Source organism: Nonomuraea sp. NPDC050547, from assembly GCF_044457345.1.
Lineage (GTDB): Bacteria > Actinomycetota > Actinomycetes > Streptosporangiales > Streptosporangiaceae > Nonomuraea.
In genome coordinates, this window is sequence record NZ_JBITGW010000014.1 from 271,445 (window position 1) to 294,070 (window position 22,626).

The window sequence follows — 22,626 nt, forward strand, 5'->3', positions numbered from 1 at the left end:
GCAACCGTTTGCTTTAGGAGAGATGATGACGCGTACGCTCGTGACCGGGAGCGCGGGCAGGCTCGGCCGTAGCGTGGTGAGCGCCCTCGCCGCGGCGGGACACGAGGTGATCGGCATCGACCAGGCGCCCGGCACGCCCGCGCAGGCCGCGGCCACGCTGCCCGCCGACCTGACGGACCTGGGCGAGGCGTTCGAGGTCATGACGCGGTTCCGGCCCGGCGCGGTGGTGCATCTGGCGGCGATCGCGGTGCCGTTCAGCAGGAGCGACGCGGTCACCTTCAAGGTCAACAGCCAGCTCGCGTTCAACGTCTGCCAGAGCGCCGTCCGCTCCGGCGTCGAGCGCGTCGCCGTCGCCAGCAGCCCCACGGTCATCGGGTACGGCACGCCCGGCTGGACCCCGTCGTACCTGCCGATCGACGAGGCGCACCCGCTGGCCCCGTGGAACGCCTACGGCGTGTCCAAGCAGGTGGCCGAGGAGGTCGTCAAGAGTTTCGCGCGCACCGCGCGGACCCGGCTGGCCGTCTTCCGCCCCTGCTACGTCGTGGCGCCCGAGGAGTGGGAGGGCGCGCCCACGCAGCAGGGACACACCATGGCCGAGCGCCTCGACCGGCCCGAGCTGGCCGGAGTCTCCCTGTTCAACTACATCGACGCGCGCGACGCGGCCGACTTCGTGATCACCCTGCTGGAGCGGCTGCCGGACATCCCCAACGGGGAGGTGTTCTTCGCCGGCGCCGCCGACGCGCTCACCCGCGAGCCCTTGTCGGAGGTGCTGCCCAAAGTGGTGCCGAGCACGGCCGGGCTGGCCGACACGGTGGGCGAGACGGTCTTCTCCTGCGGCAAGGCCGAGCGGATGCTCGGGTGGCGGGCCGCGCGCAGCTGGCGGACGGAGCTGGCCTCGTGATCACCGACGTCGTCGTCTCGCCGCGCACCGTCCCGCTGCGCCGCCCTTGGGGCGCCGACGTGCCCTCCAACCACCTGCTCAAGGTCGAGGTACGGCTGGCCGACGGCCGCACCGGCACCGGGTTCTCCTGGACGCCGCAGATCGGGGCGCGAGCCGTACAGGCGCTGCTGGAGAACGAGGTGCGTGCCTTCGTCGCCGGCCGCGAGCCCGACCCCGGCGTGCTGTGGGACCTGCTGTGGCGGCACCTGCGCGAGGCCGGCGGCGGCGGGCTGACCACGATCGCGATGGCCGGGGTGGACCTCGCGCTGTGGGACCTGCGCTGCGCCGGTACGAGCCTGCCCGACGCGCTGGGCCGGCGGCGCGCGTCGGTGCCCGTCTACGGCAGCGGCGTCAACATCCACTACAGCCTGGACGAGCTCGTCGCGCAGGCCGGGCGGTGGAAGGCGGCCGGGTACCCGGGAGTCAAGGTCAAGGTGGGGCGGCCCTCGCTGGCCGAGGACGTGCGCCGGGTGGCGGCGGTGCGGGAGGTCGTCGGGCCGGACGTCCTGCTCATGGTCGACGCCAACCAGCGGTGGGACCTGCCGTCCGCGCGGCGGGCGATCGCGGCGCTGGCCGAGTTCGGGCTGTACTGGGTGGAGGAGCCGCTGCCGGCCGACGACATCGGGGCGCAGGCCCGGCTGCGGGAGTCGGTGCCGGTGCCGATCGCGGTGGGCGAGAGCGCGTACACCGTCTACGACTTCCGCGACCTGCTGGTGGCCGGGGCCTGTGACGTGGTGCAGCCGAACGTGGTGCGGGTGGGCGGGCTGACGCCGCTGCTGCGGATCGCGGAGCTGGCCCGGACCTTCGATGTCCCGACTTTTCCGCATCTGCTGCCGGAGGTGTCAGGGCAGGTGGCCATGGCGTTGCCGCTGCCGTGCATGGTGGAGGAGGTGGAGGACGCCTCGTTCGCGGCCCTGGGGGTGCTGGCGGAGCCGTACCCGGTGGAGATCGTGGACGGGGAGCTGCGCACGGCGGGGAACCCGGGGCTCGGCCTGGTCTGGCGCTGAGCTCACCAGGCTTCGCCCAGGGGTTTGATGCTGAACATGCCGCCCGCCCTGTCGTGGAGCGGCTCGGCGAGGTCGGGCTCGCCCTGGGCGGCGAGGATCGGGGCGGCGTAGGTCTCGGAGTCGTCGTGGGAGACGTAGCCGATGGCCTGGGCCTCCTCCAGCGACCACCAGCGGCGGGCGTTGTCGGAGACGCCCCACACCACGTGGTAGCCGGGCGCGGTCAGCGCCGCCTCGACCAGGCGGGTCAGGTCGCCGGGCGAGATCCAGGTGGCCAGACCGCGGGTGTCGCCGGAGGCGTCGTTGCAGGTGCCGAGCCTGATCACGGTGACGTTCATGCCGAAGCGGTCGTGGTAGAGGCTGCCGAGGGCCTCCATGACGACCTTGCTGACGCCGTAGAAGGTGTCGGGGCGGGGGAAGGCGTAGTCGGGCAGGTCCTCGCCGGTGACGGGGCGGGTGTGAAACCCGGCCGCGTGGTGGCTGCCGACCAGGACCACGTGGTTCACGCCTTCCTTCCTCGCCGCCTCCAGCAGGGCGTGGGTGCCGTTGATGTTGGCCTGGACGATGTCGGCCCACGGGTGCTCGCGGCTCTGGCCGCCCAGGTGCAGGACGGCGTCCACGCCTTTCATCGCCGCGGCCAGCGCGGGCTCGTCGTTGAGGTCGGCCCGCGTGAACTCCTCGCCGGGACCCAGCTCGCCGGGCGGCAGCGGGTGCAGGTCGGACAGGCGGACGGTCCTGGACGGGCGGGCGAGGCGGGGCCGGAGGAGGGTGCCGACCTTCCCGGCGGCCCCCGTGACGAGGATGCGCATGAGGACTGTTGTACACAAGTCTGATCGAAATTCACATCCTTGAATATTGACCGTGACACAGGTGCGTCGTTACGTTCACATGAACCAGCTCCACATTTGGAGAACACGTCCACATACGTGAACAGGAGGCGGTCTGATGTCTCGCAACCTGATCGGGGCCGGCGTTGCCATGGCTCTGGCCGTAACAGTGGTGGGTTGTGGATCGCAGTCAGGCTCCGGCACCGGTACGGACGCCCTCGAGATCTGGATCCGTCAGGTGCCCAACTCCCCGTCGCACAAGACCGCCCAGAAGTTCGTGGCGGAGTTCGAGAAGGCCAGCGGCGTCAAGACCAAGCTCGTCTCCCTGTTCGACGACTTCGAGACGAAGCTCCAGCAGCAGGCCCAGGCCAAGGACCTGCCGGACGTGGTCATCAACGACACCGCCCGGCTGGGCAACATGCAGCACCAGGGCTGGCTGCGCGAGGTCGACAAGGCCAAGCTGGCCGGCCAGGACAAGGTCACCGAACTGGCGTGGAAGGCGGCCGCGGCGGGCGACGGCAAGCACTACGCGGCGCCGTTCTCCGCGCAGTCGTTCGCACTGATCATCCGCAAGGACTGGCGCGAGAAGCTCAAGCTGGAACCGCCCAAGACCTGGGAAGACCTGGCCGCGCTCGCCAAGGCGTTCACCGAGAAGGACCCCGACGGCGACGGCACGGCCAACACCTACGGCTTCGTCGCCCCGGCCGGAACCAAGCGTGGCTACGCCTCGTGGTACGTCTCCTCGCTCGTCTACGCCAACGGCGGCGACTTCATCAAGGCCGACGGCGGCGGCAAGTTCAGCTCCAGCGTCAGCGACCCCAAGACGGTCGAGGCGGTCAAGTGGATGCAGGACCAGTTCTGCACCGCCAAGACCGTCAACCCCGGCGCGGTCAGCAACGACACCACCGTCACCCACACGGTGTTCGAGAAGGGCCAGGGCGGCATCTACCTGGTCGGGCCCTACGTCCTGGCCCGCTTCGTCAAGAGCGTGGGCGACGACAAGATCGAGGTCGTCCAGGTGCCCAAGGGCCCGTCCGGCGGACCCGGCACGCTCGGCGAGGGCGAGAACGTCTACCTGATGGCCGGCTCCACGATGGAGCCCGAGCAGCAGAAGTTCGCCGAGTACGCCATTTCCGTCGCCGGCCAGAAGATCGGCATGAACGGCGACAACGAGGGCCCGATCGTCCGCCTGCCCGTCAACCAGGGGGTGGACCTCGCGGCCGAGCGCAAGGACCCGCGCTGGAAGGTCTTCGCCGACGCCTACCCGAGCGCCGTCTACACGCCGCCGGTGCCCGACTGGACGCCGTTCCGCCAGAAGGCCGCCGACGCCATCAACGCCGCCTGGGCCGACTGCGGCAAGGACGTCAAGGCGACGCTGGACGAGCTCAACACCACGTTCACCACGGAACTGACGACCCAGAAAGCGTCATGACCGCCACGTTGTCGCCCCCGCGCACGGGGACCGCGCCGCGCCGCCGCCACAAGCGGATCCGGCGGCGCGGAGCGCTGGTCCCCTGGCTGTTCCTCACTCCGGCCCTGCTGCTGTTCCTGTACTTCAAGTTCATCCCGATCTTCGTGATGATGAAGGACAGCTTCTTCGAGGTCCGGCCCTTCCTCGGCAACCGCTGGGTCGGGCTGGAGAACTACGAGAACGCCCTCACCGACAGCGCCTTCACCTCGGCCATGTGGCACAGCGCGGTGCTGGCCCTCCTGACCACGGCCGGCTCGATCGTGCTCGGGCTGGTGCTGGCCCTGCTGGTCGAGGGCCCCGCCCGCTATCTGTGGTTCGTCAGGACCGCGGCGTTCCTGCCGGTCGTGACCACGATCGCGGCGGTCGCCGAGGTCTGGCGGATCATGTACCACCCGGGCCCCGACGGCCTGCTCAACACCGTGGCCGGCTGGGTGGGCATCGGGCCCCTGTCGTTCCTGTCCAGCGAGGACAGCTCGCTCTGGTCGATCATGGTGATGATGATCTGGCGCGGCGCGCCGTACGACATGATGATCTTCGTCGCGGGGCTGGTCGGCGTGGACCGCACGCTCTACGAGGCGGCGGCCGTGGACGGGGCGACCGTGTGGCAGCGGTTCTGGCGGGTGACGCTGCCCGCGCTGCGGCCGGTGTTCTGGATCCTGTTCACGCTGGCGGCCATCCGCGGGCTGCGCGTGTTCGTCGAGGTGTACGTGCTGACGAACGGCGGGCCGAACGGCTCCTCCGAGGTGCTCATGACGCTGATCTACAAGGAAGGCCTGCAGAACAACCGCTTCGGGCTCGCCTCCGCCGCCTCCGTCGTCCTGTTCCTGGCGACGCTGCTGCTGACCGTGATCGTCCAGGTGCTGCGCAGAAGGCAGGCGCGATGAGGTTCGACAGCACGCTCGGACTGGAGAGCAAACGCGGGCCGCTCGCGGTCACGCTCAAGACCATCCTGTACGCCGCCATCGTCATCGTCTTCCTCGGGCCACTCGTCGGCCTGCTGATCAACGCCTTCGGCGCGGTGCCCGACCCGACCCGCTTCTCCCTGCCCGACAGCTTCTCCCTGGACAACTTCATCCAGGCGGGCAACCGCAAGGTCTTCCTCTACCTGCTGAACTCGTTCGTGGTCGTCGGGTTCGGGCTGCTGCTGCAGATGATCGTGAGCGTCTTCGCCGCGTACGCGCTGGCCCGCAAGAAGTTCCGCGGGATGACGGTCGTGCTGCTGCTCATGCTGGTCACGATGATGATCCCGGAAGAGGTCATCATCCTGCCGCTGTCGGCGGTGCTCGGCGAACTGCCGCTCATCGGGACCCGGCTCATCGGCACGTACGCCGGGATGATCCTGCCCATCGGCGCCTGGGGCTTCTCCATCCTGGTCATGACCGAGTTCATGAAGGAGGTCCCGGTCGAGCTGGAAGAGGCGGCCAGGATCGACGGCGCGGGCGAGATGCGGACGTTCTTCACGATCATCCTGCCGCTGTGCCGGCCCGCGATCGGCGTGATCGGGGTGTTCGGCTTCACCATGATCTGGGACCAGTACGTGCTGCCGCTGATCGTGGCCACGGACTCCGACCAATGGACCCTGCCCATCGCGCTGCGCTCGCTGCGTTCCGACGAGGAGGTCGGGATCGGCGTCCTGCTGGCCGCTTCGCTGCTGGCGCTGCTTCCTTCGATCATCGCGTTCCTGGCGTTCCAGCGGCAGTTCATGCGCGGTCTGACCAGCGGTGCCATCAAGGGTTAAGTGTCCATGTATATGAACGCCATCCAATATCCTGGACCCTATGGAGTCCTCGATGGTCAAGTCAGCCGAGCGAACGGTTCGCATCCTGGAGACGCTCGCCGCGTCCCCGGACCGCCTCTCCCTGTCGGAACTGCAGACACAGACCGGCTTCCCCCGCAGCAGCCTGCACGCGCTCATGCGCACCCTGGTCGAGCTGAAGTGGGTGGAGACGGACGGCGCCAAGTCGGCCTTCGGCATCGGCCCGCATGCCCTGCTCACGGGGACGGCGTACCTGGACAAGGACCAGGCTCTTCCCTTCGCGCTGGAGACCCTGGACGACCTGCGCGACGAGATCGGGCACACCGTGCACTTCGCCCGGCGCGACGGCGCGCACGTGCTCTACCTGGCCACGCGCGAGGGCCGCAGGACACACCGCGTGATACCGCGCGTCGGCCGCCGGCTGCCCGCCCACGTGACCGCGCTCGGCCAGGCGCTGCTCGCCCAGCTGACCTACGACGAGGTCACGGACCTGCTGCCGGACGAGCTGGTCGGCTACACGCCGCACACGCTGACCGATCACGGGAAGCTGGCCAAGGAACTGGAGCAGGTCCGCACACGTGGGTGGGCGCTCGAAAGCGAGCAAGGGACCCCTGGTGTGAAGTGCGTCGCGGTCGCGGTCGACTACCGCATCCCCGCGACCGATGCCATCAGCTGCTCGATGCCCACCGACCTGGACGACGACAAGCTCGACAAGGTCATCGACGCCGTGATCCGGCACACACGCAAACTGATTGCCACCCTGCGCAGGGAGGGCATTCGCTAGAAAGGACCGTACATGCGTCTTGATGGTGTTCTCTTCTTCCCGGTGACCCCCTTCGGAGCCGACGGCGACGTGGCGGAGACAGTGCTCGCCGAGCACGTCGCGCGAGGGGTCGCGGCCGGGGCGGGAGGAGTGTTCACCGCGTGCGGCACCGGCGAGTTCAACGCGCTGGACCTGGCCGACTACACGCGGGTCGTCAAGACGAGCGTCGCGGCGACGGCGGGCAACGTGCCCGTCTTCTCCGGCGCGGGCGGCGTCTCCGGGCGCGCCTACGCGCGGGCCGCCGCCGAGAGCGGCGCCGACGGGCTGCTGCTCTTCCCGCCCTACCTCGTCTCCTCCCCCACACAAGGTCTCGTCCGGTACGTCAAGGACGTGGCGGCCGAGACGGATCTGCCGCTGATCGTCTACCAGCGCGGCACCGCCCGGTTCACGCCCGAGGCGGTGGCCGAGCTGGCCTCGCTGCCCAACGTGATCGGGTTCAAGGACGGGCTCGGGGACCTTGATCTGCTTCAGCGGATCATCCTCACCGTCCGGCAGGCCAGTGACCGGGACTTCACGTTCTTCAACGGGATGCCGACGGCGGAGCTGACCGTACCCGCCTATCGCGGGCTGGGGGTGACGCTCTACTCCAGCGCGGTGTTCGCGTTCGCGCCGGAGATCGCCCTCGCCTTCTACAAGGCGGTGACCGGCGGAGACGAGGAGTTGACCCGGGCTCTGCTCACCCGGTTCTATCTGCCGTTGGTCCGGCTGCGGGATGTTCAGGCCGGGTATGCGGTTTCGCTGGTCAAGGCCGGTGTTCGGCTGCGTGGGCTGGATGTGGGGGGTGTACGGCTGCCGCTGCTGGATCCCGCTCCTGAGCATGTGGCGGAGCTTGAGCGGATCATCGCGGCTGGGTTGGAGCTGGCGGGGGCCTGACCGGTGTTGCGTTCTGGCTTTCGCGTTGACCGGTTGGTGTTCGCTTTGACCGGCGTCTTCGCGCGTATGTTCGCGTTGACCGGTTGGTGTTCGCTTTGACCGGCGTCTTCGCGCGTTCGTTCGCGTTGACCGGTTGATGTTCGCCTTGACCGGCGTCTTCGCGCCTTGTTCGCGTTCGACCGGCGCGCCTTGCGGCGTTGCCGGGGCGCGCGCTTGCGGCGTTGTTGGGAGGCGCGCTCGCGGGAGCCTTTGAGCGGCGGCCCTGGGGGCTTTGGGCGGCGTGCTCGCGGGACATGGCTACCGCGAGCGCGCGGAGCCTGAGGGATGGGCGGCCGCCGCCGGGCTCGACAGGCCCGGCGGCGGATGGTTCACACGCGCTGCCAGAGCGCCGGCACGTTGGGCGGCTCCCAGCCGGCTTGCGAGGTGTGGGACTGCAGGCACCGGTAGCTGGAGCCCCCGTACGTCACCCCTGCACCGGCTGTGTACCCGACGCCCGGAGCCCAGGTACCGGTGGGCGGCGGGGTACTGGGAGGCGGAGTGCTGGGCGGCGGGGTCGTGGGCGGGACCCCCGGCACACGGAGCACGAAGTCGAACGTCGCCTCCCGGCGCCCGCCGACCGTCCGGACGGTCATCAGCAGAGCCGGGTTGAAGATGGTGTCGGTGTTGTTACGCGGCTCGCCGGGGAAGTACAGCTGCGTCGTGAGCACGGGCCGGTTCGGCGCCTGCGCCTTGACGTGGATGTGCCGGGTACGCCCCGGATAGAGGCCGGGCACGATCGTGGTCAGCTTGAAGGCCCCGTTCGCGTCGGTGAACTGGTGGCCGCGGTAGTTGAACCCGACGTTGTCGTAGTTGCCGTTGGTGTCGCACTGCCAGAAGTCCAGCAGAACGTTGGCGAGAGGCTGGCAGGCCAGCCCGAAGACGTATCCGCTGACGGTCAGCCCGGTGCCGGATCCGGGGATCGTGCTGCGCCGGGGCGAGTTGGGCTTGAAGTAGGGGCCTTCCGTCTGCGCCGGCGTCGGGTCGTCGCCGTCGTCGCAGAAGGGCGTGGGGGTCAGTGGCCCGCCCTCGGCCCAAACGGTGCGGGCCAAAGCGGGCGCCCCCGCCGCGAGCAGCGGCACCGGTGTGGCGATGAGGGCTGCTTTCAGAAGGGTTTTGCGGGAGATTGCGGGGGTGTTTCCCTCTTCTTCCATGGGGGGTCCTTCTCCTTGTCAGAGTTGGCCCCAAGTTCGCATCGTGGACATGACTGGAGAACCCTTCATATCTCTATAACGTGGCCCTATGTCAATGTTCAAATCTGAACAACACTGGCGTATGGCAAGACCTGCCAGAAAGGAGCACCCGCATGCCGTACCCCCTTGAACCTACTCCCGAGGACGCGCGCGCGATGGGAATGGCCGCCCTCGAGTTCGTCCAGAGTTATGTGAACGGCCTCGCCGACCGGCCGGCCAGCGACTTCGACGGCGCCGCCGAACTCGCCGCCGAACTGCGTGAACCCGCGCCCGAACAAGGCCAGCCGTTCGCCAAGCTGCTCGACGTGGTGGCCAGAGGCGCCACCACCGGCGTCACCACGGCCGGACCCGGCTACCTGGCCTACATTCCCGGCGGCGGCCTCTACGCCTCCGTCCTCGCCGACTTCGTGGCCGCCGCCGCCAACAAGTACGTGACCGTCTGGAACCTCGCGCCCGGCTTCTCCCAGATCGAGGCGACGGTACTGCGCTGGCTGTGCGACCTGTTCGGCTACCCGGCCGCCGCGCGCGGCATCCTGACCTCGGGCGGCTCGCTCGCCAACTTCTCCGCCATCGTCACCGCGCGCACCGCGCTCCTGCCGGAGAACTTCCTCGACGGCGTCATCTACGTCACCGGGCAGACCCATGCCTCCTGCGCCAAGGCGGCGATGCTCGCCGGGTTCCCGCGTGCGAACGTGCGGGCCGTACCCACACGGAACACCCTCTCCATGGACCCGCAAGCACTCGACGCCCTGGTCGACGAGGACCGCCGCGCGGGCCGCCGGCCGTTCCTGGTGATCGGCAACGCCGGCACCACCAACACCGGCGCGGTGGACCCCCTCGACGCGCTCGGCGCGGTCGCTCGCCGGCACGGCCTGTGGTTCCACGTGGACGGCGCCTACGGCGGCCCCTTCCAGCTCACCGAACGCGGCCGGGCGGCCTTCCGCGGCATCGAGACCGCCGACTCGATCACGCTCGACCCGCACAAGGCCATGTTCCTCCCCTACGGTACCGGCGCCCTGCTGGTCCGCGACGGCGCCCGCCTGCGCGCCGCCCACCACGTGGGCGCCGATTACCTCCAGGACCTCAGCGCGGAGGAGGACATCCCGAACTTCACCGAGTACTCCCCCGAACTGACCCGCCGCTTCCGCGGCCTCGCCCTGTGGCTCCCGATCAAACTCCACGGCCTGGCCGCCTTCCGCGCGGCCCTCGACGAGAAGCTGGATCTGGCGAGGTACGCGTACGAGGAACTGGTCGCGGCGGGCTTCGAGGTGCCATGGGAGCCCCAGCTGAGCACGGTCGCGTTCCGTGTACCAGGCGACGACGACCAGGCAAGCCAGGAGCTGTTGCGGCGGGTGAACGCGGGCGGACGCGTGTTCCTCTCAAGCACGCTGGTGGGCGGACGCTTCTTCCTGCGCCTGTCGATCGTCAGCTTCCGCACCCACCGAGACCGCGTAGAAGAAGCCCTCCAAGCCATCGGCCACCCCCACCAGCCCTAGCCACCCCCACGTAAGCCAATCCCCAGATCCCAACAACCGGCTCCGCCTCCCCAAAACCAGACGCGGAGCCACTCCCTCACACCACCGCAGACCCACAACCGGCCCTTCTACACGGTGCGTCCAACCACAGACACACCGCCACTCCGTCACACCACCGCGCGTCCAACCGCAGCCGACCCTTTCACCCCCCAGCACACGTCCGACCCACAGACGCGAAGCCACTCCTTCACGCCACCGCAGACCCACAACCGGCCCTTCTACACGGTGCGTCCAACCACAGACACACCGCCACTCCGTCACACCGCCGCGCGTCCAACCGCAGCCGACCCTTTCACCCCCAGCACACGTCCGACCCACAGACGCGAAGCCACTCCTTCACGCCACCGCAGACCCACAACCGGCCCTTCTACGCGACGCGTCCAACCACAGACACACAGCCGCTCCTCCACACCACCGCGCGTCCGACCACAGCCAGCCCTTCACCCCGCCACGCGTCCGACCACAGACGGACAGCCAGTCCTTCGCGCCCGAGTACAGCCGACCCTTCACCCCCGCCACGCAAGCCCGGTCAGGTGCGGAGCCGCCCGTCCACCCGCTGCGGGACACCCAGCGGGTTGCCATCCTGCAGTTCGAGCGGCAGCAACTCAGCCGGCCAGTCCTGATAGGCAGTCGGTGCCAGCCACCGATCGATGGCCGTGGCACCAACCGAGGTATGGGCCGCACTGGTAGAGGCGGGCCAAGGCCCACCGTGATGCATGGCCCAGCAGACCGCCACCCCGGTCGGCCAGCCGTTCCAGATCAGCCGCCCGGCCTTGCGCCCGAGCACCTCAGCGACGGAAGCCGCCTCCTCGGGCACGGTGCCGTGCACGGTAGCCGTCAACGACCCTTCCAGCTGCTCGAGTACGGCTGGCAGCTCCGACACTTCCCGATACGTCACCACAATCGACGCAGGCCCGAAGCACTCCTCGGCCACCCGAGGCAGCTTGTCGGCGAACTCCCGGATATCGGCGACAAAGACCGTGGGCGTAACCCCCCAGGCCCCCTCACCCGCCTTCCCCTCGGCCAGTACCCGCAGCCCAGACAGCCGCTCCAGTCCGCCCAGATACCCGTCCCTGATCCGCTCGGCCAGCATCGGCCCGCCCGTGGTCTCCCTGACCGCCGCCGCCAGCCGATCGAGCAGCCCGGCATCCTCCGGCACAAACAAGAGCCCCGGATTCGTACAGAACTGCCCCACCCCCAACGTCAGCGACCCCGCGAACCCGCCGGCCACCTCCTCCGCCCGAGCCGAAGGCAGCACCACCACCGGATTGACGCTGCCCAGCTCCCCAAAGAACGGAACAGGCGTTTCCCGCTGGTCGATCAGCGCCTGAATGGCCTTGCCCCCCGCAACCGACCCGGTGAACCCGACCGCCACCACATCCGGATGCCGTACGAGCTCCGCCCCAGCCCGCATCCCATGCACCAGCCCAAGCAGGTCCGGCGAAGGCAGCGCCGACCGCACCACCTCGGCCACCAGCTCCGAGGTCCGCGGATGCCCAGGATGCGCCTTGACCACCACCGAACACCCAGCCGCCAGCGCCGAGGCGGTATCCCCTCCCGCCACCGAGAACGCGAACGGGAAGTTGCTGGCCGCGAACACCGCCACCACACCGGGCAGCGGCCGCTTCATCCTCCGCACATCCGGCCGGGGCGGTGTCAATGACGGATCGGCATGGTCGATAATCGCCTCGACATGACCACCATCCCTGATCACCTGCGCGAACAGCCGAAACTGCCCGGCACTCCGGGCGATCTCCCCCCGCAGCCGCACCTCACCCAGCGCAGTCTCCCGCTCGGCCACCACCCAGAGATCGTCCGCCCGCGCGATCAACGCATCAGCAACGGCCTCAAGCACCCGAGCCCGCTCATGCACCGAAGCACCCCGCCACCCACCACCCCCGCTTGCCCCGTCGGCCGTACTTGCCCCGCTAGCTCCACCAACACCACTTGCCTCGCCGACCCCACCCGGCCCACCGACCCCGACAGCTCCGCTCGCCCCACTGACCTCACCGACCTCACTCGCCTCACCGACCCCCGCGGCTCTACTTACCCGACTGGCTACGGTGACGGCTGCGGCTGCGGCTGCGGCTGCGGCTGCGGAGACGATCGTGTTGACGCCAGCGCTGTCGGTCTCGGGCAGCGCTTCGCCCACGGTCTCGCCGGTCCTCGGGTCATGTCCGTAGATCATTGCTTGGCCTCCCAGTGCAATATCACACTTCACAACCTATCGCTTGACACCCCCACAGGGCGATTCTTACAGTTGCGACACCTGTCCACAAACCTGTCTTTCGTTCACATATATGGACGGCGGTTTTATGATCATCCAGGAGATCCGTGTCACGCCTGTCGCGTTCCGAGACCCGCCGCTGCTGAACGCCGCAGGCGTCCACGAGCCCTGGGCACTGCGCACGATCATCGAGGTGATCACCGACGACGGCCTGTCCGGCCTCGGCGAGACCTACGGGGACCTCGACCACCTGACGAAGATGCGCGAATGCGCGCCCGCCCTCATCGGTGTGGACGTGCACCACACCAACGAGATCTACACCCGCATCAGCGCGATCGCCGGCGACGTCGTCAGCGACCTCCACGGCCTGACCGGTACGTCCACCAAAGAGAAGAGCATCGATCGCATCTTCTCCCCCTTCGAGGTGGCGTTGCTGGACATCCGGGGCAAGGCGGCCGGCGTCCCGGTCTGCGACCTGCTCGGTGGCCGGGTGCGGGAGGCGGTGCCGTACAGCGCCTATCTCTTCTACAAGTGGGACAGCCACCCGGGCGGCACGCCCGACCGCTTCGGCGGCGCGCTCGACCCCGCGGGGCTGGTGGAGCAGGCCGCACTTTTCATCAAGGAGTACGGCTTCCGCTCCATCAAGCTCAAAGGCGGCGTTCTCCCACCCGATGAAGAGATCGCCGCGATCCGGGCGCTGCACGAGGCGTTCCCCGGCGTGCCGTTGCGGCTGGACCCCAACACCGCCTGGACCCCCGAGACGTCCATCCGCGTGGCCCACGAGCTGAATGGCGCGCTCCAGTACCTCGAAGACCCCTGTCCCGAGATTTCCGGCATGGCGAATGTCTCGCAAAATATCGTGACAAAGCTTGCTACCAACATGTGCGTCGTCACCCCCGAACACCTCCCACCGGCCATCGCCTCCGACGCGATCCAGGTACTGCTGCTCGACCACCACTACTGGGGCGGCCTCACCCGCTCCGCCCAGGTCGCGGCCCTGTGCGGAACATTCGGTCTGGAACTGTCCATGCACTCCAACTCCCACCTCGGCATCAGCCTGGCCGCCATGACCCATCTCGCCGCCGCCACCCCCAACCTCACCTACGCCTGCGACACCCACACTCCCTGGCAGGACGGCCAGGACGTCGTCGCCCCCGGAGCCCTGCGCTTCGTGGACGGGGCGGTGCCGGTGCCCGACGGTCCCGGACTGGGGGTCGAGCTGGACCGCGAGGCCCTGGCCACGATGCACGAGCAGTACCTGACCTGCGGACTCACCTCCCGAGACGACACCGGCTACATGCGACGCTTCGACCCCGAGTTCGTGGTGAAGCGAGGCCACTGGTGACAACCCCGAGGCCGTTCGCCACCACCGCAAGGCAGCCGGCAGAGAGGAACCCCCGGTGAACATCGCCTACCTCTACCCCTGGGACGTCGTAGGCGACCCCACCGCCCCCGGCCGCATCGCCGACCTGGGTGTGGAGGCAGTGGCCCTGGCCGCCTCTTACCACTCCACCCGCGCCGCCACGCCGCACCACCCGAACCACCGCGTTCTGGACGTATCCCACTCAGCCTTCTACCTGCCCGTCCGCGAAGAGGCCTGGGGCACCTTGGTCCCCGCCTCTCCCTCATGGACAACCCCCGACGCCTACCTCACGGCCCGGGACGCCCTGAAGGCGGCAGGCCTCAAGGTCCTGTCCTGGACCGTCCTCACCCACAACTCGTTCTTGGGCAGCAAGCATCCGGGTGTCGCCACCCGCAACGCCTTCGGCGACCTGTACCCCCACGCGCTCTGCCCCGCCCACCCCGAAGTCGTCGACTACTGCGAACGTCTGGTCAGCGAAACCCTCACCGTGGGCGAACCCGACGGCCTCATCCTCGAATCCTGCGGCCCCATGGGCTTCGGCCACCAGAACATGCACGAGAAGACCGCCGGAGCCGACTGGAACGGCCCCCTCAGCGACCTCCTCTCCCTCTGCTTCTGTACGGCCTGCGCCTCCCGCTACCCCGAAGGCACCCAAGAGCACGTCAAACAAGTCATCGACACCCAGCCCAACCCCCTCACGACAGAACAGGCTCTGGCCGACCACGCACAGGCCATCCAAGAGGTACGGCTCAGCCTCTCCACCCACCTACGCCAACGCCTGATCACCGTCTCCCGCGAGCTCTCCCCCGAAACCCCGATCACCCTCCACGCCAACCCCGACCCGTGGGCCGCAGGCGCCTTCGCAGCCCTCCCCAACGGCGAACCCGGCGCGGACGTCCTGGTCGGCAACTGCTGGGGCGACCCCGCCTCCGACGCGGACCGCCTCACCACCCTGGCCAACATGGCCACCACCCCGACCGAAAACACCACCGGCCCCCAGCGGATCGGCGCCTACGTCCTCGCCCTCCCGCCCCGCCCGGCCGACGCCACGGTCCTGGCCGACCAGATGGCCACGTACGCCAAGGCAGGCGCCACCGAGTTCCACCTCTACCATGCGGGTCTCGCCTCCCCCGCCCGCCTGTCCGCCCTCCGCAAAGCCCTCAACCGCTGAACCACACACCACCAAGCCTGAAGCCGCTTCGCCCCGCACCCCTAGATCCCTGCAGGCCAAGCGACCCAGCCCACCCCGGCACGGGCCAACCCACCCAGGCCAACCCACCCAGGCCAACCGGCCCGGCCAACCAGCACGGGCCAACGGCCCCACCTAGACAACCGGGGCTGGCCCACGACCTGCCCCAGACCACCAGCGCAGCCCAATGGTCCAGTCCGACCGGCACAGGCCAACAGCCGGAGCCCCGGTACCGACAAGCGTCGGTCGTCCGGCAAGCAGCCCGGACAACCAACTGCGGCCGGTGGAACCCAGTCAGCCGTCCACCCCCTGCGGAGCGGCTCAGGCTGCAGCCATGCGAGAGACCGACACCGCCGAATTGGCGGCGCCCAGCACCCACACGCAGGTGACCCGCGATGGCCAGCGCACTAACCACACGCAGGTGACCCAGCCAGCGCACTAACCACACGCAGGTGACCCGAAGCAGCCAGCGCGCAGAGCTCGCATAGGCGACCGGCGCTGCCAAGCGGGCCGAACCCAAACAGGTATCTGACGCTAGCCAGTGCACGATGCCTCGACCCCGCAGGCTCAGGACCAGCTCTCCAGCCCCGAACCCCCGCAGGTGCCCAACCTCAGCCCGTGACCTGACTCATCCATCGCTCATGCGCTCCGCCGAACGGCCCTTCGCCCTCGGTGACCGCCTTGAGCACCCACCGGGCCGACTCCTCAGCCGCCGCGATCACCTCAGCCGGATACCCAAACCGCACCTGATGCTCGGCGAACTCATCCTCATCATCCAGATAGATAACCCCGGTCCGCTTCTTCACCACGTCGAGATCCAGATCCACCATGGTCACGATGCCGTCCCGCCATTCAGGCACCGTCGTGACGTCCACGTAGATGGCGGTCCGGTGCGGTTCGGCGTTGAACAGCGCCACCCACCACTGATCCCGTGGAAACAACATCACGAACGGCTCTTCCCACACCACCGGCGGTTCGTGTCCCTTTGCCCCGACGGTTCCGGCCCCGGCGCCCACCCAAACGCCATGGGCGTCTTCTCCGAGCCGCCGGGCCGCATGGTGCCAGTGAAGCGAACCGTCAAATTTCCGGAATTCCACCCTCATGTCACGTGACGCTATCGTGCCGCTCCGACGAGGCCGCTCTCGTATGCGGCGATGACAAGTTGTGCCCGGTCACGAGCGTCCAGCTTGGTGAGCAGGCGACCGATGTGTGTCTTGATCGTGGCCAGGCTGAGGTGCAGGTACCCGGCGATCTCGTGGTTGGAAAGTCCTCGAGCGATCAGCGTGAGCACTTCCCGTTCCCGCTCGGTGAGCCCGTCGAGCCCCCCGAACGTGGGCGCGGCAGGCGTCCTGGTGAACTCCTCGATCAATCGCCGCGTGATGGTCGGCGAGAGCAGCGCCTCTCCCGCCGCCACCACGCGGATCGCCGACAGCAGAGCGGCCGGAGGGGTGTCCTTGAGCAGGAAGCCACTGGCCCCGGCCCGCAAAGCCGCATACACATACGCATCAAGGTCGAACATCGTCACGATCAGCACCCTGGCCCCACCGCCCCCGAGCCGCCGGGTGGCCTCGATGCCATCCATTTCCGGCATCCGCACATCCATGAGGACGACATCCGGCCGCACCACCGCGGCCAGCGTCACCGCTTCGAGTCCCGTGGCCGCCTCGCCGACGACCTCCAGGTCGGGCTCAGAGTCCACGAGCAGCCGGAAGCTCCCTCTGAGCAACGCCTGATCGTCGGCCACCAGCACCCGGATCACTGACTCTCCCTGCTCACCCGCCCCGCTCACTGAACTCCCCACCCCGGCGGCCCGTCCTCCCTCGGCGACCTCACGCGCTGAGCGGCTCGTCTCCTCCCTGGACCCTCCCAACGCTCCAGCCAGCATTCCGGACGACTCACCCACGCCCGCGACCGACGTGTCCTCCACGGGATTCCGTGCGGCCGACCGCGCCCTGACCGCCCTGCTCATGGAACCTCCCCGTACGGCAGGGCCGCCCGCACGCGAAAGCCCTTGGCTCCCGGCCCGGCCTCGAAGGCTCCGCCGTACATCATGACCCGCTCCCTCATCCCGACCAGCCCGTGCCCCGCGCCCGTCGCCGGCAGCACACGCCAGCCGGGACCATCGTCCGTGACCTCGATGAGTACCTCCCGCCCGTCTGCGGCCACCGACACGCGGGAGCGGGCGGGGGCCGCGTGTTTGACCACGTTGGTGAGCGCTTCCTGGACGATCCTGTAGGCCGACAGACTCACTCCTTCCGGCACTTCGCTGACATCACCGACGTCGAGTTCGACCTCGACGCCGCCGAGCCTGGCTCGTTCGGCGAGTTCGGGCAGGCCGTCCAGACCGGGTGCCGGGCCGAGGTCGGGTTCCTCGGCGGAGCGCAGCACCCCGAGCATGTGGCGCATCTCGACCATCGCGTTTCTACTGGCCGTCTCGATCACGCCCAGCGCCTCGCGCGCGTCCTCGGGGCGGGTGGAGAACACGTGGCTGGCCACGCCCGCCTTGACCGTGATCAGCCCCACGCTGTGGGCTACGACATCGTGCAGTTCGCGGGCGATGCGCAGCCGTTCCTCGGTGACGGCCTGTTCCGCCCTGCGCGCCGCGTCTCGCGCGGCGAACGCACGGCGCTCACGGATGGCCAATCCAAAGGTGAACGAGATGCAGATCGCGGCCAGGGTCGACGTGGTCTCGCCCATGACCCAGGTGACTCCACCGGGTACGCCGGCGATGAGCAGCGTGACCAGGGCCAGGACGCTGAAGATCGCAATGGAGTTGATCGGCAGTCTGCGCGAGGAGGCGGAGGCGACCAGATAGGCGGCGTAGGCGGGCGCGACGTACGCCAGACTCGGGAAGCCTGACATGATGGCGGCCACGACCGCCGCCGTCACGACCGCGAACACCGCGACCGGCCACAACCGGCGCACCGCCAGCGGCACGGCGAGCGCGAGTGGCAGCGCGAGCCGGATCCAGCCGGGTGCGTCGGCGCCCGCGGTGCCGGCCAGGTAATACAGCGCGCACACCCATGCGAACGCGCAGTCGAGCGCGATGAGCTGGGCGCGGCTGAGCCGCCTGGCGAACAGGTCCACGCGAAGAAAGGTATCCGGAGGTCAGGCCGGGCGCGTCATCCCACGGTCTGACTCTGCGAGCCCCGAATGACACCGTGGTCTGACGGATCCCAGTCCGATGTGCGAACGGCCCGCCGTACCGCACCCTTGATCGCGTGATCGAACTCAGGCAACTGACCAAACGATACGGAGACACGCTCGCCGTCGACGAGCTGAGCTTCCGCGTCGAGCCGGGGCACGTGACCGGCTTCCTCGGCCCGAACGGCGCGGGGAAGTCGACGAGCATGCGGCTGGTGCTCGGCCTCGACACGCCCACCTCGGGCCACGCGCTGGTGAACGGCGGCCGCTACGCCGACCTGCGCCGTCCGCTCCACGAGGTGGGTGCGCTGCTCGACGCCGGCGCCGTGCATCCGGGCCGCAGCGCCTACAACCACCTGATGTGCCTGGCACTCAGCAATGACATAGGTGCGCGCAGGGTCGCGCAGGTCCTGGAGCTGGTGGGCCTGAGCGGCGTGGCGCGCAAGAGGGCGGGCGGGTTCTCGCTCGGTATGAAGCAACGGCTCGGCATCGCGGCGGCGTTGCTGGGCGATCCGGGGGTGCTGATGTTCGACGAGCCGGTCAACGGCCTCGACCCCGACGGCGTGCGCTGGATCCGCGGGCTCATGCGCGGGCTGGCCGAGGAGGGCAGGACCGTCCTGTTGTCCAGCCACCTGATGAGCGAGATGGCGTTGACCGCCGAGCGCATCGTCATCGTCGGCCGCGGCCGGCTGGTGGCGGACGCGACCGTGGCCGACCTCACCGCCGGATACCCCTCCCTGGAGGAGGCGTACATGGCCCTGACGGCCTCCAGCGTCGAGTACGGAGCCGCGCGATGAGGGCGGTCCTCGCGTCGGAGTGGCTGAAGCTGCGCTCGGTCGGCTCCACAGGCTACGCGGTCGGCGCGGCCGCGCTCACGATCGTGCTCGGAATCGTCTGGACCCTCTATGTCGCGAGTCTGGCCGACGCGCGCGGCTCGATCAGGGCCGCGGCTCCAGAAACGGGATTCCTGCCGCTGGTGCAGGTCAGCCTGGCTGTCCTGGGCGTGCTGGCGATCACCTCGGAGCAGGCGAGCGGCATGCTCAGAACCAGTCTGGCCGCCGTGCCCCGGCGTGGGCGCCTGCTGTTCGCCAAGGCCGCGGTGGTCGGCGGCGTGACACTCGCGGCGGGCGCAGCCGTCCTGATCGCCACCTACGCCACAAGCCGCCTCATCGCGGGCGACCGCGCCCTCGGCTTCAACGACATCGGGCTGCTCGACGGCCTGCCCACCGTGCTGGCCTCCGCCCTGTCGGTCGCGGTGCTGGCGCTGGTCGGCCTGGGGCTGGGCGCCGCCACCCGCTCGACGGCCGCCGGCATCGTCTCGGTCGTCTCGCTGCTGTTCGTGCTCCCCGGCGTCGCCACGTACCTGCCCGCTCCGTGGAACACGCGCGTCGCCTCGGTCATGCTCCCCAACCTGGTGCCGCAGATCGCGGGCGACCGCCTGTCCCGCCGCCTCGGCGACGGGGTCCTGCCGCCGTGGGCGGCACTACTCGTCCTCATCGCGTACGGCGTCGCCGCGCTGTTGGCCGGATACCTCCTGTTGAGGAGGCGCGATGCGTGAACCGGCACCACCTGGCGAGCAGGCAGGACCCGTGAGCCGGACATCCCGCCCGGAACACGCGTGCCCAGGAGAAGGGAGACGTGGATGAGTGTGCTGGCCGCTGAATGGCTCAAGGTGAGATCGGTCCGCTCCAGCCATCTGATCGTCGGCATCGGGCTGGGCTCCGTCCTGCTCGCCGCAGGGCTGGCCTGGATGGCGATCGGCATGTACGACGATGCGTCGCCGTCCATGCGGGGCAGCGCCCGCATCGCGGAATTGGAGGAGGTGGTGGTGATCGTTCCGCAGTTGTGCCTGGGCATCCTGGGCGTACTGTCGTGGACGTCGGACCGCGTGCTCCAGACCAGCCTGACCATCGTGCCGCGCCGCTGGCCCGTCCTGGTGTCCAAGGCGGCGGTGGCCGGCGGGCTCGGGCTCGTGGTGGGTGCGGTCACGGTCTTCGGGACGTTCTTCCTGTCCCGCGGAATGCTCGCCGGGCGCTACCCGGTGAGCGGCTTCGCCGAGTCCTGGCCGATTCTGGTGCCGACCAGCATCTCCGTGGCGGTCTTCGCTCTGCTCGGGGTCGGGCTGGGCGTGATCATGAGGTCTGCGGCGGGAGCCGTGGCCGTCCTCGTCGGGCTGGTCTACGTCATTCCGATGATCGGCGGCAATCTGCCCGAGCCGTGGAGCGAGCGGCTGGGTTCGGTGATGATCGGGGCGCTGCCCAGGGAGATCGCCGGTGCCTCGCTGGCCTCGTCGGTCTACGGCGAACTGCTTTCCCCGGTCGCCGCCGCGCTCGTCCTGGCGGCGTACGCCCTGCTACCTCTGCTCGCGGGGGCCTGGTTGTTAAGGCGTCGTGACGCCTGACCGCCCGCACAACCTGACCACCGTCAAACCTCGAAGCAGAAGGGCACCGGCATGGCCCGAGGATCCGGGCCCGGGTACGGCCCCGCCGTACCCGGGCAGGGGTGCGGCGTCGCCGTACCCCTGGAGAGGGTGCTAGACCTCCACCACGACCGGGATGATCATCGGACGGCGGCGGTAGGTGTCGCTCACCCAGCGACCCACCGTGCGGCGCACCACGCGGCGGATCTCCTGCATGTCGACGACCCCGTCGGCGGCCTTGGCCTCGAGGGCCCGTTCGATCTGCGGGATGAACTCGTCGAACTGCCTCGGGTCGATCCCGGAGCCCCTGGCGTATATCTCAGGGCCGGCGGTCAGTTTGCCGGTCTGGGAGTCGACGACCACGACCACCGAGATGAAGCCCTCGTCGCCGAGGATTCTGCGGTCCTTGAGCGAGGTGTCGGTGATCTCGCCGACGGACGAGCCGTCCACGTAGACGTAGCCGGCGTGGACGGCACCAACGATCTTCGCCCGGCCGTCGATGAGGTCGACGACGACGCCGTCCTCGGCGATCACGATGTGATCGTCGGGAACGCCGGTGAGCGAGGCCAGCCTGGCGTGGGCGCGCAGGTGGCGCCATTCGCCGTGGACCGGCATGAAGTTGGAGGGCCTGGTCAGGTTGAGCACGTACAGCAGTTCGCCCGCGGCGGCGTGTCCCGAGACGTGCACCTTGGCGTTGCCCTTGTGCACGACGCGAGCGCCCCAGCGGGTCAGGCCGTTGATGACCTTGTTGACCGCTGTCTCGTTGCCCGGCACCAGCGAACTGGCCAGCAGCACCGTGTCGCCCTCCGCGATGCGGATGGGGTGGTCACGGTTGGCCATGCGCGACAGTGCCGCCATCGGCTCGCCCTGGGAGCCGGTGCAGATGAGGACGACGTCCTCCGGCGGCCATTCCTCGATGTCGCGAGAGTCGACGATCAGCTCCGGCGGCACCTGCAGATATCCGAGGTCACGGGCGATGCCCATGTTGCGCACCATGGAACGGCCGACGAGCGCGACCTTGCGGCCGTACTTGGCGGCGGAGTCCATGACCTGCTGCACGCGGTGGACGTGGGAGGCGAAGCTCGCCACGATCACGCGCTTGTCCGAGGTACGGATGACCTCGTCCACGACCGGGCCGATCTCGCGTTCGCTGGTGACGAACCCGGGCACTTCGGCGTTGGTCGAGTCGGACATCAGCAGGTCGACGCCCTCGGAGCCGAGCCTGGCCATGGCGCCCAGGTCGGTCAGCCGGCCGTCGCTGGGCAGCTGGTCCATCTTGAAGTCGCCCGTGTGCAGCACCAGCCCGGCGGGCGTGCGGATGGCGACCGCGAGCGCGTCCGGGATCGAGTGGTTGACGGCGAGAAACTCGCAGTCGAAGGGCCCGAAGCGGTCGCGCTGCCCCTCCACGACCTCGATCTTGGCGGGCTGGATGCGATGTTCGGTGAGCTTGGCCTCGATGAAGGCAAGCGTCAGCTTGGACCCGACGAGCGGAATGTCGCGCCGCTCGCGCAGGAGATACGGCACGGCGCCGATGTGGTCTTCGTGGCCGTGCGTCAGGATGAGCGCCTCGACGTCGTCGAGCCGGTCCCTGATGTATTCGAAGTCGGGCAGGATCAGATCGACGCCCGGCTGGTCGGGCTCGGGGAACAGAACCCCGCAGTCGACGATCAGCAGCCGGCCGTCGTATTCGAAGACGGCCATGTTGCGGCCGATCTCACCGAGACCGCCCAGCGCGACGATGCGCAGGCCCCCGTCGGCCAGCGGCGGCGGGTCCGGGAGTTCCGGATGCGGATGGCTCATGGTCTACCCGCCTGGAGACGTAGTGT

General features: G+C 69.2%; 19 protein-coding genes and 1 pseudogene. 13 read left to right on the forward strand and 7 right to left on the reverse strand.

Going from position 1 to position 22,626, the window contains the following annotated elements; translation table 11 throughout:
- Positions 1 to 22: 22 nt before the first annotated feature.
- Together ACIBHY_RS32950 and ACIBHY_RS32955 are read left to right on the forward strand one after the other, a co-directional pair.
- Entirely contained in the window at positions 23 to 901 is an 879-nt protein-coding gene (locus ACIBHY_RS32950) for an NAD-dependent epimerase/dehydratase family protein (RefSeq protein ID WP_397308738.1), read from the forward strand.
- Positions 901 to 1,947: a mandelate racemase/muconate lactonizing enzyme family protein gene (locus ACIBHY_RS32955; protein ID WP_397249135.1), complete on the forward strand. Its 1,047-nt coding sequence runs from the start codon at positions 901 to 903 to the stop codon at positions 1,945 to 1,947. Before ACIBHY_RS32950 ends, ACIBHY_RS32955 begins: the two co-directional genes overlap by 1 nt.
- Positions 1,948 to 1,949: 2 nt before the next feature.
- On the opposite strand, the gene ACIBHY_RS32960 is transcribed toward ACIBHY_RS32955, so the two are convergent.
- Entirely contained in the window at positions 1,950 to 2,753 is an 804-nt protein-coding gene (locus ACIBHY_RS32960) for an NAD-dependent epimerase/dehydratase family protein (RefSeq protein ID WP_397308739.1), read from the reverse strand.
- A 136-nt stretch (positions 2,754 to 2,889) separates the two neighbouring features.
- Between ACIBHY_RS32960 and ACIBHY_RS32965 the strand changes: the two genes are divergently transcribed.
- Genes ACIBHY_RS32965 through ACIBHY_RS32985 form a run of 5 tightly spaced genes read left to right on the forward strand, consistent with a single transcriptional unit; the run spans position 2,890 to position 7,694 of the window.
- Positions 2,890 to 4,203 carry an extracellular solute-binding protein gene (locus ACIBHY_RS32965; protein WP_397248388.1) on the forward strand — a complete coding sequence of 438 codons (1,314 nt, stop codon included), beginning with the start codon at positions 2,890 to 2,892 and terminating at the stop codon, positions 4,201 to 4,203.
- Positions 4,200 to 5,126, forward strand: a complete 927-nt coding sequence (locus ACIBHY_RS32970; RefSeq protein WP_397308740.1) for a carbohydrate ABC transporter permease — start codon at positions 4,200 to 4,202, stop codon at positions 5,124 to 5,126. The genes ACIBHY_RS32965 and ACIBHY_RS32970 overlap by 4 nt, the downstream gene beginning before the upstream one ends.
- Positions 5,123 to 5,980 (forward strand): carbohydrate ABC transporter permease, encoded by an 858-nt coding sequence (locus ACIBHY_RS32975; RefSeq protein ID WP_184966839.1) that lies wholly within the window; start codon positions 5,123 to 5,125, stop codon positions 5,978 to 5,980. Before ACIBHY_RS32970 ends, ACIBHY_RS32975 begins: the two co-directional genes overlap by 4 nt.
- A gap of 40 nt (positions 5,981 to 6,020) precedes the next feature.
- Positions 6,021 to 6,782, forward strand: coding sequence for an IclR family transcriptional regulator (locus ACIBHY_RS32980; protein WP_397248384.1), 762 nt, complete (start codon positions 6,021 to 6,023; stop codon positions 6,780 to 6,782).
- Between the two features lie 12 nt (positions 6,783 to 6,794).
- Positions 6,795 to 7,694 carry a 5-dehydro-4-deoxyglucarate dehydratase gene (locus ACIBHY_RS32985; RefSeq protein ID WP_397308741.1) on the forward strand — a complete coding sequence of 300 codons (900 nt, stop codon included), beginning with the start codon at positions 6,795 to 6,797 and terminating at the stop codon, positions 7,692 to 7,694.
- Positions 7,695 to 8,062: 368 nt separating this feature from the next.
- On the opposite strand, the gene ACIBHY_RS32990 is transcribed toward ACIBHY_RS32985, so the two are convergent.
- Positions 8,063 to 8,884 carry a carbohydrate-binding protein gene (locus tag ACIBHY_RS32990; protein WP_397248380.1) on the reverse strand — a complete coding sequence of 274 codons (822 nt, stop codon included), beginning with the start codon at positions 8,882 to 8,884 and terminating at the stop codon, positions 8,063 to 8,065.
- Between the two features lie 152 nt (positions 8,885 to 9,036).
- On the opposite strand from ACIBHY_RS32990, the gene ACIBHY_RS32995 reads away from it, so the two are divergent.
- Positions 9,037 to 10,419 carry a pyridoxal phosphate-dependent decarboxylase family protein gene (locus ACIBHY_RS32995; RefSeq protein ID WP_397308742.1) on the forward strand — a complete coding sequence of 461 codons (1,383 nt, stop codon included), beginning with the start codon at positions 9,037 to 9,039 and terminating at the stop codon, positions 10,417 to 10,419.
- Positions 10,420 to 10,987: 568 nt separating this feature from the next.
- Here the strand turns inward: ACIBHY_RS32995 and ACIBHY_RS33000 are convergent.
- Positions 10,988 to 12,646, reverse strand: a complete 1,659-nt coding sequence (locus ACIBHY_RS33000; protein WP_397308743.1) for an aldehyde dehydrogenase (NADP(+)) — start codon at positions 12,644 to 12,646, stop codon at positions 10,988 to 10,990.
- A 112-nt stretch (positions 12,647 to 12,758) separates the two neighbouring features.
- Between ACIBHY_RS33000 and ACIBHY_RS33005 the strand changes: the two genes are divergently transcribed.
- Both ACIBHY_RS33005 and ACIBHY_RS33010 read left to right on the forward strand, forming a co-directional pair.
- On the forward strand, positions 12,759 to 14,030 hold the full coding sequence (locus tag ACIBHY_RS33005) for a glucarate dehydratase family protein (RefSeq protein WP_397308744.1): 1,272 nt from the start codon (positions 12,759 to 12,761) through the stop codon (positions 14,028 to 14,030).
- A 55-nt stretch (positions 14,031 to 14,085) separates the two neighbouring features.
- Complete coding sequence (locus ACIBHY_RS33010) at positions 14,086 to 15,219, forward strand: hypothetical protein (protein ID WP_397308745.1); 1,134 nt, start codon at positions 14,086 to 14,088, stop codon at positions 15,217 to 15,219.
- Between the two features lie 629 nt (positions 15,220 to 15,848).
- Here the strand turns inward: ACIBHY_RS33010 and ACIBHY_RS33015 are convergent.
- From ACIBHY_RS33015 to ACIBHY_RS33025, 3 genes are all read right to left on the reverse strand, one after another.
- A complete protein-coding gene (locus tag ACIBHY_RS33015; RefSeq protein WP_379618240.1) occupies positions 15,849 to 16,340 on the reverse strand; it encodes a DUF402 domain-containing protein in 492 nt (163 codons plus the stop codon).
- An 11-nt stretch (positions 16,341 to 16,351) separates the two neighbouring features.
- Entirely contained in the window at positions 16,352 to 16,996 is a 645-nt protein-coding gene (locus ACIBHY_RS33020) for a response regulator (protein WP_397248370.1), read from the reverse strand.
- A 206-nt stretch (positions 16,997 to 17,202) separates the two neighbouring features.
- Positions 17,203 to 18,324: a sensor histidine kinase gene (locus tag ACIBHY_RS33025; protein ID WP_397248368.1), complete on the reverse strand. Its 1,122-nt coding sequence runs from the start codon at positions 18,322 to 18,324 to the stop codon at positions 17,203 to 17,205.
- A gap of 134 nt (positions 18,325 to 18,458) precedes the next feature.
- Between ACIBHY_RS33025 and ACIBHY_RS33030 the strand changes: the two are divergent.
- The 3 genes and pseudogenes from ACIBHY_RS33030 to ACIBHY_RS33040 form a co-directional block, all read left to right on the forward strand.
- Positions 18,459 to 19,100, forward strand: a pseudogene (locus ACIBHY_RS33030) (ABC transporter ATP-binding protein); the annotation flags it as partial.
- Positions 19,101 to 19,174: 74 nt separating this feature from the next.
- Complete coding sequence (locus tag ACIBHY_RS33035; RefSeq protein WP_397308746.1) at positions 19,175 to 19,939, forward strand: ABC transporter permease; 765 nt, start codon at positions 19,175 to 19,177, stop codon at positions 19,937 to 19,939.
- 84 nt (positions 19,940 to 20,023) lie between these two features.
- On the forward strand, positions 20,024 to 20,782 hold the full coding sequence (locus ACIBHY_RS33040; RefSeq protein WP_397308747.1) for an ABC transporter permease: 759 nt from the start codon (positions 20,024 to 20,026) through the stop codon (positions 20,780 to 20,782).
- Positions 20,783 to 20,914: 132 nt separating this feature from the next.
- On the opposite strand, the gene ACIBHY_RS33045 is transcribed toward ACIBHY_RS33040, so the two are convergent.
- The gene (locus ACIBHY_RS33045; RefSeq protein WP_379618230.1) at positions 20,915 to 22,600 is read right to left on the reverse strand and encodes a ribonuclease J; all 1,686 of its coding nucleotides are present in this window, start codon (positions 22,598 to 22,600) and stop codon (positions 20,915 to 20,917) included.
- Positions 22,601 to 22,626 lie beyond the last annotated feature (26 nt).